The following is a 12604-nucleotide window of genomic DNA, read 5'->3' on the forward strand; positions in this document are numbered from 1 at the left end:
GGGCTGCTGCGCCGGCGGCACAGGCCACTTCGCCCCCGGCACGTGGCGGAAGCGCCGCCTTAGCATGGTGGCATGAAGGACATGACCATTTTCACGGTGGGTCATTCCACTCATCCGATCGACGAATTCATCGACATCCTGCGGGCCCACGGGGTCAAGAAGCTGATCGATGTGCGCACCGTCCCCAAATCGCGGCACAATCCGCAGTTCAACGGTGACGCCCTGGCCGCGAGCGTGCGTGCCAGCGGGATCACGTACCGGCGGATGGAATCCCTCGGCGGCCTGCGGCACGCCCGGAAAGACAGCCCCAACGGCGCCTGGCGGAACGCGTCCTTCCGGGGGTACGCGGACTACATGCAGACCGAGGAGTTTTCCAGTGCCATCGAGCAGCTGATCGAACGCGGACGGACCAACAATGCCGCGATCATGTGCGCCGAAGCCGTCCCGTGGCGCTGCCACCGCTCGCTGATCGGTGACGCGCTGCTGGTCCGGAACGTCCAGGTCCTGGACATCATGACCGAGAAGTCCGCCAAGCCCCACACCCTGACCCCTTTCGCCCGCGTCGAGGGGCAAAGGCTCTGGTACCCCGCAGACCAGTAACGGCCGGTAACCCAAACCACAACGCGGGGTCAGCTACGGCCCAAGAAAGGCCCCAACATGGGCCGGATCTGACCCCGCGTTGGTTTGAGGAGGGGCTACCAGCGCGGGTGGATCGACTCGCGGAAGTAGCGGTCATAGATTTCGTGGACGCCGACGTCGAACGTTGCATCGATGCCGCTGACACCGGCGGCAGCGGCGTTGGAGCGCGCCTGGTCCACGTTCCGGGCGCCGGGGATCACCGTGCTGACGCCGTCCTGTGCCGCGATCCAGGCGAGGGCCGCCTGGGCGGTGCTGACGCCGTCGGGCACCAGTTCCTCGAACTCGGTCACCGCCTTGAGGCCCAGCGCGAAGTCCACGCCGGAGAAGGTCTCCCCGACGTCGAACGCTGAACCGGTGCGGTTGTAGTTCCGGTGGTCGTCCGCCGCGAAGGAGGTGTCCGCGGTGTATTTGCCGGAGAGCAGGCCCGAGGCGAGCGGAACGCGGGCGATGATGCCGACCCCGGCGGCCTCCGCCGCGGGAAGCACCTCGTCCAGCGGCTTGAGCCGGAAGGCGTTGAGGATGATCTGCACCGTGGCGGTGCCTGCGTGGCGCAGGGCTTCGAGGGCCTCGTCGGTCCGTTCCACGCTGACGCCGTAGTTCCGGATGGCACCCTCGGCCACGAGGGTGTCCAGCGCGTCGTAGACTTCGGCGTTGCTGTACACCGCGGTGGGCGGGCAGTGCAGCTGGACCAGGTCGAGCTGCTCCGTGCCCAGGTTGCGGCGTGACCGGTCCGTCCACTCGCGGAAGTTGGCGAGGTTGTAGTTCTCCGGCCGCTGCTCCACCCGGCGGCCCATCTTGGTGGCCACCGTGATCTCCAGGCCCGGATTGTCCGCCAGGAAGGCCCCGATTGCCTGCTCGCTGCGGCCGTCGCCGTAGACGTCCGCGGTGTCGAAGAACGTGACACCTGCTTCCGCGGAGGCGGCCAGGATGGCCCGGGCCTCCGCGGGGTCCACATTGCCCCAGTCCGCGCCAAGCTGCCAGGTCCCCAGTCCAACAATGGAGACGTTCCGTCCGGTTTTGCCCAAGATTCGCTGTTCCATCATCCGACTATAGGCCGGAACAGAAACGCGGGGTCAGATCCGGCCCAAGAACCCCCACAACATGGGCCGTATCTGACCCCGCGTTGGTGTTAGGGGGAGGCGGGCTGGCCTGCTTCCTTCAGGGCCAGGTAGATCCGGTCCCGGGCGATCGGCAGCTCCGCGAACCGGACCCCGGTGGCGTTCCGGATGGCGTTGGCCAGTGCCGGCGCGACCGGATTGAACGGGCTCTCGCTCATCGACTTCGCGCCCAGCGGCCCCAGCTTGTCGGACGTGTCGGCGAAGTACACCTCGCTGCGCGGCACGTCCGCGAAGGTCGGGATGTGGTACTGCCGGAGGATATCCGTGTTGACCCGTCCGGCGTCGTCGACCCTGACCTCCTCATACAGCGCCGCGCCCAGGGCCTGTGCGATGCCGCCTTCGATCTGCCCGCGGCACTGCCTCGGGTTGACCACCACTCCGGCGTCGGCCGCCTGGACGCTCTGCAGGATCCGCAGCTCCCCGGTCCCGGTGTTCACCGCCACCCGGAAGCCGTGCACGTTGAACGCCACCGACCGCGGGGTCCCGCCCCAATGCCCCTCGCCGGAAAGGTCGACGCCGGCCGCTGCGGCGGCGTCGTACAGTTCCGCCAGCGGCACCCGGGTTCCCTCGCAGCTGACCGCGTCATCCTCCAGCACGCACCCGGAGGCCTGGACCTGCCGGATCCCGGCGGCGAAGGCGCGGATGCGCACCGCCAGCTCCTCGGCCGCGGCCAGGGTGGCCTTCCCGGCCACCACCGTCCCGGCCGAGCCGAAGGCGCCAGAGTCGTGGTCCACGAGGTCCGTGTCCGACTGCCGGACCGTGATCCGGCCCGCGGTGGTGGAGAGGGCGGTGGCGGCGAGCTGCGCGTGCACCGTGGTGGTGCCGTTGCCGAACTCCGCGGTCCCCACGTCCACCTGGTAGCTGCCGTCCGGCAGGACCCGGATCCTGGAATGCGCGAAGTGGCCCCGCGGCGGGACGGTGTCGATCATGGACAGCGCGGAGCCCTCCCCGGTGACCCAGTCCGGGCCGAGGTCCCCGGGCCCGGCGTCGCGGTCGCGTTCCCGGCCGCGCGCCAGGGCGTCCTGCACCAGCTGCGTGCACTGGTCCAGCCCGTAGCTGCCATAGAACACGTCCTCCTGCGGGTCGGGGCGGGTGGAGAGCATGTCGTCGCCCTCGCGGACCATGTTGCGGCGGCGGAATTCCATCGGGTCCATACCGATCCCGGTGGCGAGCTCGTCGATGGCGGACTCGATCGCGAAGATCATCTGGCTCAGACCGTAGCCGCGGAAGGCGCCGGAGGGGACGGTGTTGGTGTAGACCGCGTGGGCGTCCACTTTCTTGTTGGCGCAGTTGTACACGCCCAGGGATTCGCCGCAGCCGTGGAACATGACGCCCACGGAATGGTTGCCGTAGGCGCCGGCGTTGGTCAGCACCTCCAGCTGCAGGGCCGTCAGTTGGCCCTCGCTGCTGGCGGCGGCTTTGAGCCCGATGGTGAACGGGTGCCGGGTGGTGGCCGCGGTGAACTGCTCGGTGCGGGTGAATTCGAGCTGCACCGGCCGCCGCAGTTTCAGCGCGGCGAGGGCCACGATGTCCTCGGTGAGGACTTCCTGTTTGCCGCCGAAGCCGCCGCCCACCCGGCCCGTGACCACCCGGATCCGGTCCACCGGGAGGCCGAAGACCCGGCCCAGGGTGCGCCGGACCAGGAAGGGCACCTGGCTGGAGGTGCGGACCTGGAGCCGGCCGTCGTCGTCGATCGCGGCGATGGCGGCATGGGTCTCCAGCGCCGTGTGCGCGACCCGCTGGGTGCGGTAGGTCTGCTCGTGGATGAAGTCCGCGGCGGCGAAGGCCGCCGCGACGTCGCCCAGTTCGGAGTGCAGTTCGGCCACGACGTTCCGCTCCGGCCTGCCGATGCGGGCGGTGCGGGCGTCCTTGTCCCCGTGGATCGCCGGGGCCCCGGGGCGCATCGCATCCTGCGGGGTGAACACCGCGTCCAGCACCTGGTACTGAACTTTCAGCGCCCGGACCCCGGCTTCGGCCGCGGCGACGGTGTCGGCGACGACGGCGGCGATCCGCTGCCCGACGAACCGGACGACGTCGTCCAGCACGCGGGTGTCGTCCGGGTCATCGGTGTAGAGCTCGTGCTGCGCCGTGGAAAACAGCTGCGCGGGCGAGTCCTCGTGGGTGAAGACCGCCTCCACGCCGGGGATCCGCAGGGCGTCGGCGGAATCGATGGACAGCACGCGGGCGTGGGCGTGCGGGGAGCGCAGGAGTTTCAGGTGCAGCAGCCCCGGAAGCTCCGACGCCGGGACGTCCAGGGTGTAGCGCGCCGCGCCGGTGACGAGCGCCTGGCTGGCGGGGGCCGGGACGTCGTCGCCGAGCTGGCCGGGACGCGGCCCGGGCTGGCCCTTTCCGGCGATTCCGGACCCCGTCCCGGCGGGGTCCGGGTGGCTCGATTCGCCGTGCGTGGCCTCGCCGCAGACGGCGTCCGCAATGGCCCGGTAGCCGGTGCAGCGGCACAGGTTCCCCTTGAGGTTCCGCGGCAGGTTGGCCTTCTGGTCCTCATCGAAGGTGGCCGCCGTCATCACGATGCCCGCGGTGCAGAAACCGCACTGAAAGCCCTGCCGCTCCATGAACTGCTGCTGCATCGGATGCAGGCCCGCGCCGCCTTCGGCGCCGGCCTCGGACCCGGCCAGGCCCTCAATGGTGGTCACGGAACGGCCCTCGGCGCGGACCGCGGGGTAGATGCAGCTGTGCACCGGGGTGCCGTCTACGTGGACGGTGCAGGCACCGCAGTCGCCGCCGTCGCAGCCTTTCTTCACGCCGAAGTTGCCCTGCTCCCGCAGGAACGTCCGCAGGCACTGCCCCGGCCTCGGGCCGGCCTGCGCCGGGGCGCCGTTGATTTCGATGGACATGCTCAGTCCCCGTCCTGCGGTGCCGGATCCTGCGGTGATGCGCGCCGCGGGGGCCAGAGGTCGCCGGACACGCGTGCGGGCCGGGTGCCCGCCGGGGCTGCCAGTTCGGCGCGGATTTCCTCGGCGAGCCGGTAGGTCATGTCCTTGCGCCAGTCGGGCAGGCCGTGGATGTCGTCGTGGTAGAGCCCGTCCGGGATGGCGGCATCCAGCGCTTCGGCAAGGGCTGCCGGCGACGTCGCGGCGCCGGCAGAGGTGCCGGTCGGCGCCGCGAGGCGCAGCTGCACGGGGCGCTGGGTGGCGGCGGTGACGGTGAGGACGAGTCCGCCGCCGGCGTCGAGCCTTCCGATCAGCAGCACTCCGGACCGTCCCAGGTTGCTCAGCGACAGCCGGCGGAACGCCACCCGGGAGGCGAGGGCCGACGCCGGGAGGTGGATGATGCGGAGCAGCTCGCCGGGTGCCAGGCAGTTGCGCCCGTTCCCGGTGACGAACTGCGCCACCGGGACGGTGCGGCGGGCACCGCCCGGACCGAGCACCGCGGCCACCCCGTCCAGGGCCGCGCAGAGCGAGATCATGGGACCGGCCGGCAGGGAGGTGCAGAGGTTCCCGCCCACGGTGGACATGTTCCAGACCTTGAAGGACGCCACGAACGAATCGCAGCACGGCCGGATCAGCTCCAGCGCAGGCCAGGCGGCCGCGTGCGTCCGGCCGGTGTCGCCGGCGGGAAGCGCATAGAGCTCCGCGACGGTGCAGGTGGCCGCGAGCTCAATCCCGGCTTCCGAGACCGTGATGGCCGGCCAGCCGGTGGAGCCGAGGTCCAGCAGCCGCCGGAGCGGTTCCGCACCGAAGGCGAAGCTGCCGTAGGAAAACAGCACGGTGCCGCCGGCCAGCCAGGCGTCCCCGGCCCGCCAGTCGGACGGATCCGCGGTGCGGACCACCGCCTCGATGGTGTTCATGTCCATGGCATCTCCTGTTTACGGCCGGCCAGGTGCGCCGGAAACCGCTGCGGATTCGGACGTTCGCGGCCCGGATCCCTGTCGCGCCGGTCTGAAAGCGCAGCGGAAACGGCAACCCCGGCCGAGGGCTAGTAGTCGGTCCGGCTCTGGAGCCGGTTCCAGGTGGTGAAGGGCTGCAGCACGGGCGGCGCGCCCGGACCGTCCAGCGTCAGCTGCCGCACGGGCAGGACGGCATCGGGCCGGTTGTTCTCGAAGAACTCGTAGAACACGGCGTCGTCGAATCCGACCGAGGCGGCGTCGTGGCGGTCGGCGGCGAAAACAACGCGGTCCACGCGGGCCCAGAGCGCTGAGGCCAGACACATGGGGCACGGTTCGCAGCTGGTGTACAGCGTTGATCCGCTGAGCTCGAACCGGCCCAGCTCCGTGCAGGCCCGGCGGATGGCCGTGACCTCGGCGTGGGCGGTGGGATCGTTGGTGGCGGTGACGCGGTTGACGCCGTCGAACGACAGTCCGTCCGCCGTGACGATGACGGCCCCAAAAGGACCTCCGCTGTCCAGGACGTTGGCCGTGGCCAGCTCGATGGACCGGGCGAGATACGCCTGCGCCGTGACGGTAACGGTCATGATGCGACTCCCTTTGCTGTGGAAGCCGGTTTCCCGAGGCGGACAGGTGAGCCAGCTGCGTCGGTTATCAGCTTCCGCGTGCGCGTTGAAGGATAAGTTGCGCCTGGTAGATAGCCTCCCGAGTCCCGGGTGCCCGCCTTTGACACCAGCGAGACTAGCAGCGGAATGGGGACTGCGCCATTGTCTTAGGGAAGATCAGTTCCGTGATGTGAAATGGGTGTTTCCGTGTTTTCACCATGCTGATCTTTTTGTGTACAGCACCGACCGGACGGGTTAGCCTGAGGGTAATTCGTGGCCCCGGCCGCGTGACCTGGGAGCAGCAGGCAGGGTTGTAATGAGCTGGCGTCAATTGGCGTCGGCTCTTTTTTGTGGGCCGGCGAGAAGGCAACGAACGCGAAACGCGGGCGAAATTTCTGTGTGGGACTTTGATTCCACCTACCGGAAGTTGGGAAATCCACCATGAACAACAAGATCGTCCTTGGACCGAACCAGTACGGCAAAGCCGAAGTCCGCGTCGTCAAGATCACCCGCGACACCCCGCGCCACGAGATCGAAGACCTCAACGTCACCTCACAGCTGCGCGGCGACTTCGCCGCGGCGCACCTTGCCGGCGACAACAGCCACGTGGTGGCCACGGACACGCAGAAGAACACCATTTACGCCTTCGCCCGGGAGGGCATCGGTTCCCCGGAGGCGTTCCTTCTCCGGCTCGGGGAGCATTTCACGTCGAGCTTCGACTGGGTGACCGGCGGCCGCTGGGAGGCCGAGTCCTACCGCTGGGACCGCATCCAGGCCCACGGCGCCGCCCACGACCACTCCTTCGTGCGCACCGGCCAGGAGGTCCGGACCGCAGTGCTGGTCCGCGACGGCGCGGACCGGCACCTCATCTCGGGGCTCAAGGACCTCACCGTCCTGAAGTCCACGCAGTCGGGCTTCGCCGGCTACCCGCGGGACAAGTACACCACCCTGCCGGAGACCGCCGACCGGATCCTCGCCACCGAGGTGTCCGCCCGCTGGCGCTACAAGACCGGGACGGATTTCGGTTCCCTCGATTTCAACAAGAGCTACGGGGACGTCAAGGCCCTCCTGCTGGAGGGTTTCGCCGAAAAGTACTCACACGCCCTGCAGCAGACCCTGTTCGACATGGGCGCCAAGGTCCTGGAAGCACACAGCGGGATCGATGAAATCAGGTTCTCGATGCCGAACAAGCACCACTTCCTGGTGGACCTCTCGCCGTTTGGCCTCGACAACCCCAACGAGGTTTTCTTTGCCGCTGACCGCCCGTACGGCCTGATCGAGGCGACGGTCCAGCGCGAAGATGCGGAGCCGGCCGAAGCCGCCTGGTCCGGCATCGCGGGATTCTGCTAGGAGCAGCCTTACGCCGCCGGGGACGCTAGTGTGTTCGCCATGACCAGGCTCCGCCGGAAAGCGTTCCGGTCATCGCCTGACGCCTGATTCGCAGCACGATTCGCAGCCTAGGAAAGGACCACGATGGCTCTCACCCTTTCAGCCCACTGCCCTGCTGACCGTGCGGAGGAGATTCCCACCCCCGAGGACCTGGTGTTCCTTGAGCAACTGCACCAGCGATTCGCCTGCACCCGCGGGGATCTGCTCTCCGGGGACTGCACGGACTTCCTCACCATTCCGGCCCACGAACTGGCGGGCTGAGCGGTGGCCCTGCCGCCGTCCGGGTCCCTGACGGGCGCCGACCTGGGCAGGATCGACGCCCAGCTCGCGGCGACGGACCTGCTGCTGGAGCGGGACTATCCGGGCGACGACGGCACCCGCCAGCCGGTGCACACCGTCTATGTCCCGGCGGACCGCTTCACTCCGGGCTTCGCAGCGGACTGGGGCGCGCAGGCGCTGGCCGCCGCCGAAGCCCACGGCGGGCTGGAGCGCCTTGGCGCCCTGCTCGGCCAGGACCCCGCGCTGGCCGCCGCCGTCGCACCCCGCGTGGCCGCGAAGCTCGGCGGCGAGCCGATCGAGGATCTCCGGCTGGACTTCGAGGACGGCTACGGGGACCGGGGTGACGACGCCGAAGACGCCGACGCCGTCGCCGCCGCGGCCGCCGTCGGGGCCGCGGCAGCGGACGGCACCGCGCCGCCGTTCATCGGGATCCGCTTCAAGTGCCTTGAGGCGGCAACCCGGGCCCGCGGGCTGCGCACCCTGGACCTGTTCATCTCCAGCCTGGCCGCCGCCGGCGAGCTCCCGGCAGGACTGGTCCTCACCCTGCCCAAGGTCACCACCGTGGCGCAGGTGCAGGCCATGGCGTACGCCGTGTCCCGGCTGGAGGAACTCCACTCGCTGCCCGCCGGCCGCCTGCGCTTTGAGGTCCAGGTGGAAACGCCGCAGCTGATCCTGGGCCCGGACGGCACGTCCCCGGTGGCGCAGCTGCCGCACGCGGTCCCCGGGCGGATCAGCGCCCTGCACTACGGCACCTACGACTACTCGGCGTCCCTGCAGATCTCCGCGGAATACCAGTCGATGGAACACCCGGCGGCGGATTACGCCAAGGAGGTGATGCAGCTCGCCGTCGCGGGAACCGGCATCCGGCTCTCCGACGGGTCCAGCAACGTCCTGCCCGTCGGCGACGGGGTGCTGGACGCCTGGCGGCTCCACGGCCGGCTGGTCCGCCGCTCGCTGGAACGCGGCTACTACCAGGGCTGGGACCTGCACCCGGCCCAGCTGCCGAGCCGCTTCGCCGCCACCTACGCGTTCTACCGGCAGGGCCTTCCGGCCGCCGCCGCGCGGCTCCGCAGCTACGGGGAGGGCACCGAGGGCGGCGTGCTGGACGAACCCGCCACCGCCAGGGCCCTGGCGGCCTTCGTGCTGCGCGGCATCCAGTGCGGGGCCGCCGGCGCGGAGGAAGTCCGCGAACTGACCGGGCTCGGGCTTCCCCGGCTCACCGTCCTGGCACACCCCCGGCTGGCGCAGGCCGCCGGCTCCCACAACCGCCGGCCCGCCCACCCAGGAGTGCACCCATGAGCAACTATTTCTCTCCCGACGGCGGGCTGCCGCCGCAGACCCAACTCCTCACCGACCGCGCCGTGGTCAAGGAGGCCTACACGGTCATCCCCAAGGGGGTGCTGCGCGACATCGTCACGTCCAACCTTCCCGGCTGGACCGGGACCCGGGCCTGGATCATCGCCCGGCCCATCGCCGGCTTCGCCACGACGTTCTCGCAGTTGATCGTGGAAGTCGCCCCGGGCGGCGGCAGCGACAAGCCCGAGGCGGAGGCCGGCGTCGAAGGCGTCATCTTCCTCACCAAAGGCGAGCTGACGCTGACGCTCGACGGCGGGACCCACCATCTGGAGGCCGGCGGCTACGCCTACCTCGCCGCGGGCTCGGACTGGAAGGTCTCCAACGATGCCGCCGGCGGGGACCCCGCCGGGGCTGCCGGAGGGGATAGCGGCGGGGCTGCCAGTTTCCAGTGGATCCGCAAGGCCTACGAGCCGCTGGACGGATACACCGCGAAGTCCTTCGTGACCCGGGACCAGGACATCGAGCCGCGGCCCATGCCGGACACCAACGGCGTCTGGGCGACCACCCGCTTTGTGGACCCGGACGATCTGGCCCACGACATGCACGTCAACATCGTCACCTTCCAGCCCGGCGGCACCATCCCGTTCGCCGAAACCCATGTGATGGAACACGGGCTCTTCGTCCTGGAGGGCAAAGCGGTCTACCGGCTCAACGACGACTGGGTGGAAGTCGAGGCCGGGGACTTCATGTGGCTCCGCGCCTTCTGCCCGCAGGCCTGCTACGCCGGCGGGCCGGGCCCGTTCCGCTACCTGCTCTACAAGGACGTCAACCGCCAGATCCGCCTTACCTGAGAATTTTTGCCTCCCGCAGAACGCCGGCCGGCCCCACCCCTGAAAGGGACAAATGACTTCCACGATTGACAACACCGTTCTGCCGCTCCGGCACGATCCCGACGGCGCCCGACGGGCGTACGAACTGGACCGCAAGCACGTCTTCCACTCATGGTCCGCCCAGGACCTCCTGGACCCGATGGTCATCACCGCGGCCGAGGGATCCCATGTCTGGGACGGTGAGGGCAAGAAGTATCTGGATTTCTCGTCCCAGCTGGTCAACACGAATATCGGCCACCAGCACCCTGCCGTCGTGGCCGCGATCACGGCCCAGGCCGCGAAGCTCTGCACCATCGCCCCGAGCTACGTCAATGACGCGCGCTCCGAGGCAGCCCGCCTGATCGCGGAGCGGACCCCCGGCGAGCTCGACAAGATCTTCTTCACCAACGGCGGAGCGGACGCCAACGAGCACGCCGTCCGGATGGCACGGCTGCACACCGGCCGGCACAAGGTCCTCTCCGCCTACCGCTCGTACCACGGCGGTACCGAGCTCGCCGTGAACCTCACGGGGGATCCGCGCCGCTGGGCCAGTGACAACGCGAGCACCGGCACCGTCCACTTCTTCCCGCCCTACCTGTACCGCACCGCCTTCCACGCCACGACGCAGGAGGAGGAAAGCCAGCGAGCCCTGGAACACCTCGAACAGCTCGTCAGTTTCGAAGGCCCGTCCACGATCGCGGCGCTGATGCTGGAATCGATTCCCGGGACCGCCGGCATCTACCTGCCCCCGCCCGGGTATCTCCAGGGAGTGCGGGAACTGTGCACCCGGCACGGCATCATCCTCATCGCCGACGAGGTCATGGCCGGTTTCGGCAGGACCGGCAAGTGGTTCGCCATCGAGCACTTCGACGTCGTCCCCGACCTGCTCACCTTCGCTAAAGGCGTGAACTCCGGCTATGTCCCGCTCGGCGGGGTGGCCATCAGCCCCGAAATCGCGGCCACGTTCGGAAAGCGTGTTTATCCGGGTGGCCTGACCTACTCCGGCCATCCGCTCGCCACCGCGGCCGCGGTGGCCACCATCAACGCGATGGAGGACGAACAGATCGTGCAGCAGGCAGCGTCGCTCGGTGAGACCGTGATCGGGCCGGCCCTGTCCGACTTCGCGGAAAACCATCGCTCGGTGGGCGAAGTCCGGGGAACCGGGGTGTTTTGGGCCATCGAACTGGTCAAGAACCGCGAGACCCGCGAGCCCATGGCCGCGTACGGCAGTTCCAGCCCGGAAATGAACCAGCTGGTGGCGGCCTGCAAGTCCCGCGGCTTGCTCCCGTTCGCAAATTTCAACCGTATTCACGTTGTGCCCCCGTGCAACATCAGCGCCGCCGACGCCCGAACCGGCCTGGCTATCCTGGACGAAGTTCTCGAAATCGCAGACGGTTTGACCAGCTGACGTTGCCGCCACGCCGTGACCTGCCGTCCCCGGGTTGGGTCGGCAGGTCACGGCGTTGTGGAGCGCAAGCGGGGCGGTACCGGTGCCGGTCAGCTGCTTGGCGGGGCTTGCTAGCCTGAGGGGGTGAAGTATGAGTCCCTGTGGATCGGAATGCTGATTGGCGCCGCGATCGGCCTTGTCATCGGAGTCGTTACCGCCGACAAGCCGTTCACCGGCCTGTTGATCGGCATTGCCGTCGGGGCGCTGGTGGGTCTGGCGGCCCGGAAGGACCCCACCAAGGGGTAGCGAAGTCCCCTTGCCCCACCGGAAGGACCCACCATGACGTACACCGTGAACTGCTCCATCCTGCTGACCGAACTGCCCCTGCTCGAGCGGCCCGCCGCGGCGAAGAATGCCGGCTTCGACGCCGTCGAGTTCTGGTGGCCCTTCGCGTCGTCAGTCCCCGGCGACGCCGAGCTCACGCGCTTCGAGCGGGCGGTCACCGACGCGGGCGTCCAGCTCACCGGCCTCAACTTCAATGCCGGGGACATGCCGGCCGGGGACCGGGGCCTGGTGTCCTGGCCGGGCCGCTCCTCCGAGTTCAGGGACAACATCGACGTCGTGGCCGGCATCGGCGGACGGCTCGGCTGCAAGTTGTTCAATGCGCTCCACGGCAACCGGGAGGACGGTCATACCCCGGAGTCCCAGGACGAGCTGGCGGTTGGCAACCTCGCGGCCGCGGCCGCCGGCGTGGCCCGCATTGGCGGCACCGTGCTGCTCGAACCGGTCAGCGGCGCCCCGCGCTACCCGCTCCGCACGGCCGAGGACGCCCTCCGGGTCATCTCCCGCGTGACGGCGGAAACGGGTGCCGGGAACATCAAGCTCCTCGCCGACTTCTATCACCTCTCGGTCAACGGCGACGACGTGGCCGCCGTCATCGAGAAGCACGCCCAGGACTTCGGCCACATCCAGATCGCCGACAGCCCGGGCCGCGGCGCTCCCGGGACCGGGGCGCTGCCCCTCGGCGACTGGATCGCGCGCAGCCGCCAGCTCGGCTACGAAGGCTACATCTCCCTCGAATACAAGGAACCGGCGGAAACCGCCTTCGACTGGATTGCCCGCCAGCGCGCGTCCTCCTGACCCCGTCTGCACCTGCGCCTGCGTTCCGGGGGCACATCGCC

General features: G+C 69.4%; 12 protein-coding genes. 8 read left to right on the forward strand and 4 right to left on the reverse strand.

Annotated elements, in window-relative coordinates; genetic code table 11:
• The first annotated feature begins 72 nt into the window (after positions 1-72).
• The gene (locus tag ASPU41_RS03875) at positions 73-600 is read left to right on the forward strand and encodes a DUF488 domain-containing protein (RefSeq protein WP_069949805.1); all 528 of its coding nucleotides are present in this window, start codon (positions 73-75) and stop codon (positions 598-600) included.
• A 95-nt stretch (positions 601-695) separates the two neighbouring features.
• On the opposite strand, the gene ASPU41_RS03880 is transcribed toward ASPU41_RS03875, so the two are convergent.
• The 4 genes from ASPU41_RS03880 to ASPU41_RS03895 form a co-directional block, all read right to left on the reverse strand.
• Complete coding sequence (locus ASPU41_RS03880) at positions 696-1679, reverse strand: aldo/keto reductase (protein ID WP_069952465.1); 984 nt, start codon at positions 1677-1679, stop codon at positions 696-698.
• Positions 1680-1768: 89 nt separating this feature from the next.
• Complete coding sequence (locus ASPU41_RS03885) at positions 1769-4609, reverse strand: molybdopterin-dependent oxidoreductase (protein ID WP_069949806.1); 2841 nt, start codon at positions 4607-4609, stop codon at positions 1769-1771.
• A 2-nt stretch (positions 4610-4611) separates the two neighbouring features.
• Entirely contained in the window at positions 4612-5568 is a 957-nt protein-coding gene (locus ASPU41_RS03890; RefSeq protein WP_069949807.1) for an FAD binding domain-containing protein, read from the reverse strand.
• Between the two features lie 122 nt (positions 5569-5690).
• Positions 5691-6185 (reverse strand): nucleoside deaminase, encoded by a 495-nt coding sequence (locus ASPU41_RS03895; protein ID WP_069949808.1) that lies wholly within the window; start codon positions 6183-6185, stop codon positions 5691-5693.
• Positions 6186-6644: 459 nt separating this feature from the next.
• Here ASPU41_RS03895 and pucL point away from each other — a divergent pair, with 459 nt between their 5' ends.
• The 7 genes from pucL (at position 6645) to ASPU41_RS03920 (ending at position 12563) form a co-directional block, all read left to right on the forward strand.
• Positions 6645-7553: a factor-independent urate hydroxylase gene (gene pucL / locus ASPU41_RS03900; protein ID WP_069949809.1), complete on the forward strand. Its 909-nt coding sequence runs from the start codon at positions 6645-6647 to the stop codon at positions 7551-7553.
• A 123-nt stretch (positions 7554-7676) separates the two neighbouring features.
• Positions 7677-7853: a hypothetical protein gene (locus tag ASPU41_RS22515; RefSeq protein ID WP_157356929.1), complete on the forward strand. Its 177-nt coding sequence runs from the start codon at positions 7677-7679 to the stop codon at positions 7851-7853.
• A 3-nt stretch (positions 7854-7856) separates the two neighbouring features.
• Positions 7857-9170 carry a DUF6986 family protein gene (locus tag ASPU41_RS03905; RefSeq protein WP_069949810.1) on the forward strand — a complete coding sequence of 438 codons (1314 nt, stop codon included), beginning with the start codon at positions 7857-7859 and terminating at the stop codon, positions 9168-9170.
• Positions 9167-10018: a bifunctional allantoicase/(S)-ureidoglycine aminohydrolase gene (locus tag ASPU41_RS03910; protein WP_069949811.1), complete on the forward strand. Its 852-nt coding sequence runs from the start codon at positions 9167-9169 to the stop codon at positions 10016-10018. The genes ASPU41_RS03905 and ASPU41_RS03910 overlap by 4 nt, the downstream gene beginning before the upstream one ends.
• Before the next feature lie 52 nt (positions 10019-10070).
• The gene (locus ASPU41_RS03915) at positions 10071-11444 is read left to right on the forward strand and encodes an aspartate aminotransferase family protein (protein ID WP_069949812.1); all 1374 of its coding nucleotides are present in this window, start codon (positions 10071-10073) and stop codon (positions 11442-11444) included.
• Positions 11445-11567: 123 nt separating this feature from the next.
• Complete coding sequence (locus tag ASPU41_RS22520; RefSeq protein ID WP_157356930.1) at positions 11568-11729, forward strand: glycine zipper domain-containing protein; 162 nt, start codon at positions 11568-11570, stop codon at positions 11727-11729.
• A gap of 33 nt (positions 11730-11762) precedes the next feature.
• A complete protein-coding gene (locus tag ASPU41_RS03920) occupies positions 11763-12563 on the forward strand; it encodes a hydroxypyruvate isomerase family protein (RefSeq protein ID WP_069949813.1) in 801 nt (266 codons plus the stop codon).
• Positions 12564-12604: the final 41 nt, after the last annotated feature.

Origin of the sequence: Arthrobacter sp. U41, assembly GCF_001750145.1 — a bacterium.
Taxonomy (GTDB): Bacteria; Actinomycetota; Actinomycetes; order Actinomycetales; family Micrococcaceae; genus Arthrobacter.

What these genes read in the sequence shown, in the direction of transcription:
- ASPU41_RS03875 (WP_069949805.1), top strand. Translation starts at nt 73, where the DNA reads ATGAAGGACATGACCATTTTCACGGTGGGTCATTCCACTCATCCGATC.
- ASPU41_RS03880 (WP_069952465.1), bottom strand. Translation starts at nt 1,679, where the DNA reads ATGGAACAGCGAATCTTGGGCAAAACCGGACGGAACGTCTCCATTGTT.
- ASPU41_RS03885 (WP_069949806.1), bottom strand. Translation starts at nt 4,609, where the DNA reads ATGTCCATCGAAATCAACGGCGCCCCGGCGCAGGCCGGCCCGAGGCCG.
- ASPU41_RS03890 (WP_069949807.1), bottom strand. Translation starts at nt 5,568, where the DNA reads ATGGACATGAACACCATCGAGGCGGTGGTCCGCACCGCGGATCCGTCC.
- ASPU41_RS03895 (WP_069949808.1), bottom strand. Translation starts at nt 6,185, where the DNA reads ATGACCGTTACCGTCACGGCGCAGGCGTATCTCGCCCGGTCCATCGAG.
- pucL (WP_069949809.1), top strand. Translation starts at nt 6,645, where the DNA reads ATGAACAACAAGATCGTCCTTGGACCGAACCAGTACGGCAAAGCCGAA.
- ASPU41_RS22515 (WP_157356929.1), top strand. Translation starts at nt 7,677, where the DNA reads ATGGCTCTCACCCTTTCAGCCCACTGCCCTGCTGACCGTGCGGAGGAG.
- ASPU41_RS03910 (WP_069949811.1), top strand. Translation starts at nt 9,167, where the DNA reads ATGAGCAACTATTTCTCTCCCGACGGCGGGCTGCCGCCGCAGACCCAA.
- ASPU41_RS03915 (WP_069949812.1), top strand. Translation starts at nt 10,071, where the DNA reads ATGACTTCCACGATTGACAACACCGTTCTGCCGCTCCGGCACGATCCC.
- ASPU41_RS03920 (WP_069949813.1), top strand. Translation starts at nt 11,763, where the DNA reads ATGACGTACACCGTGAACTGCTCCATCCTGCTGACCGAACTGCCCCTG.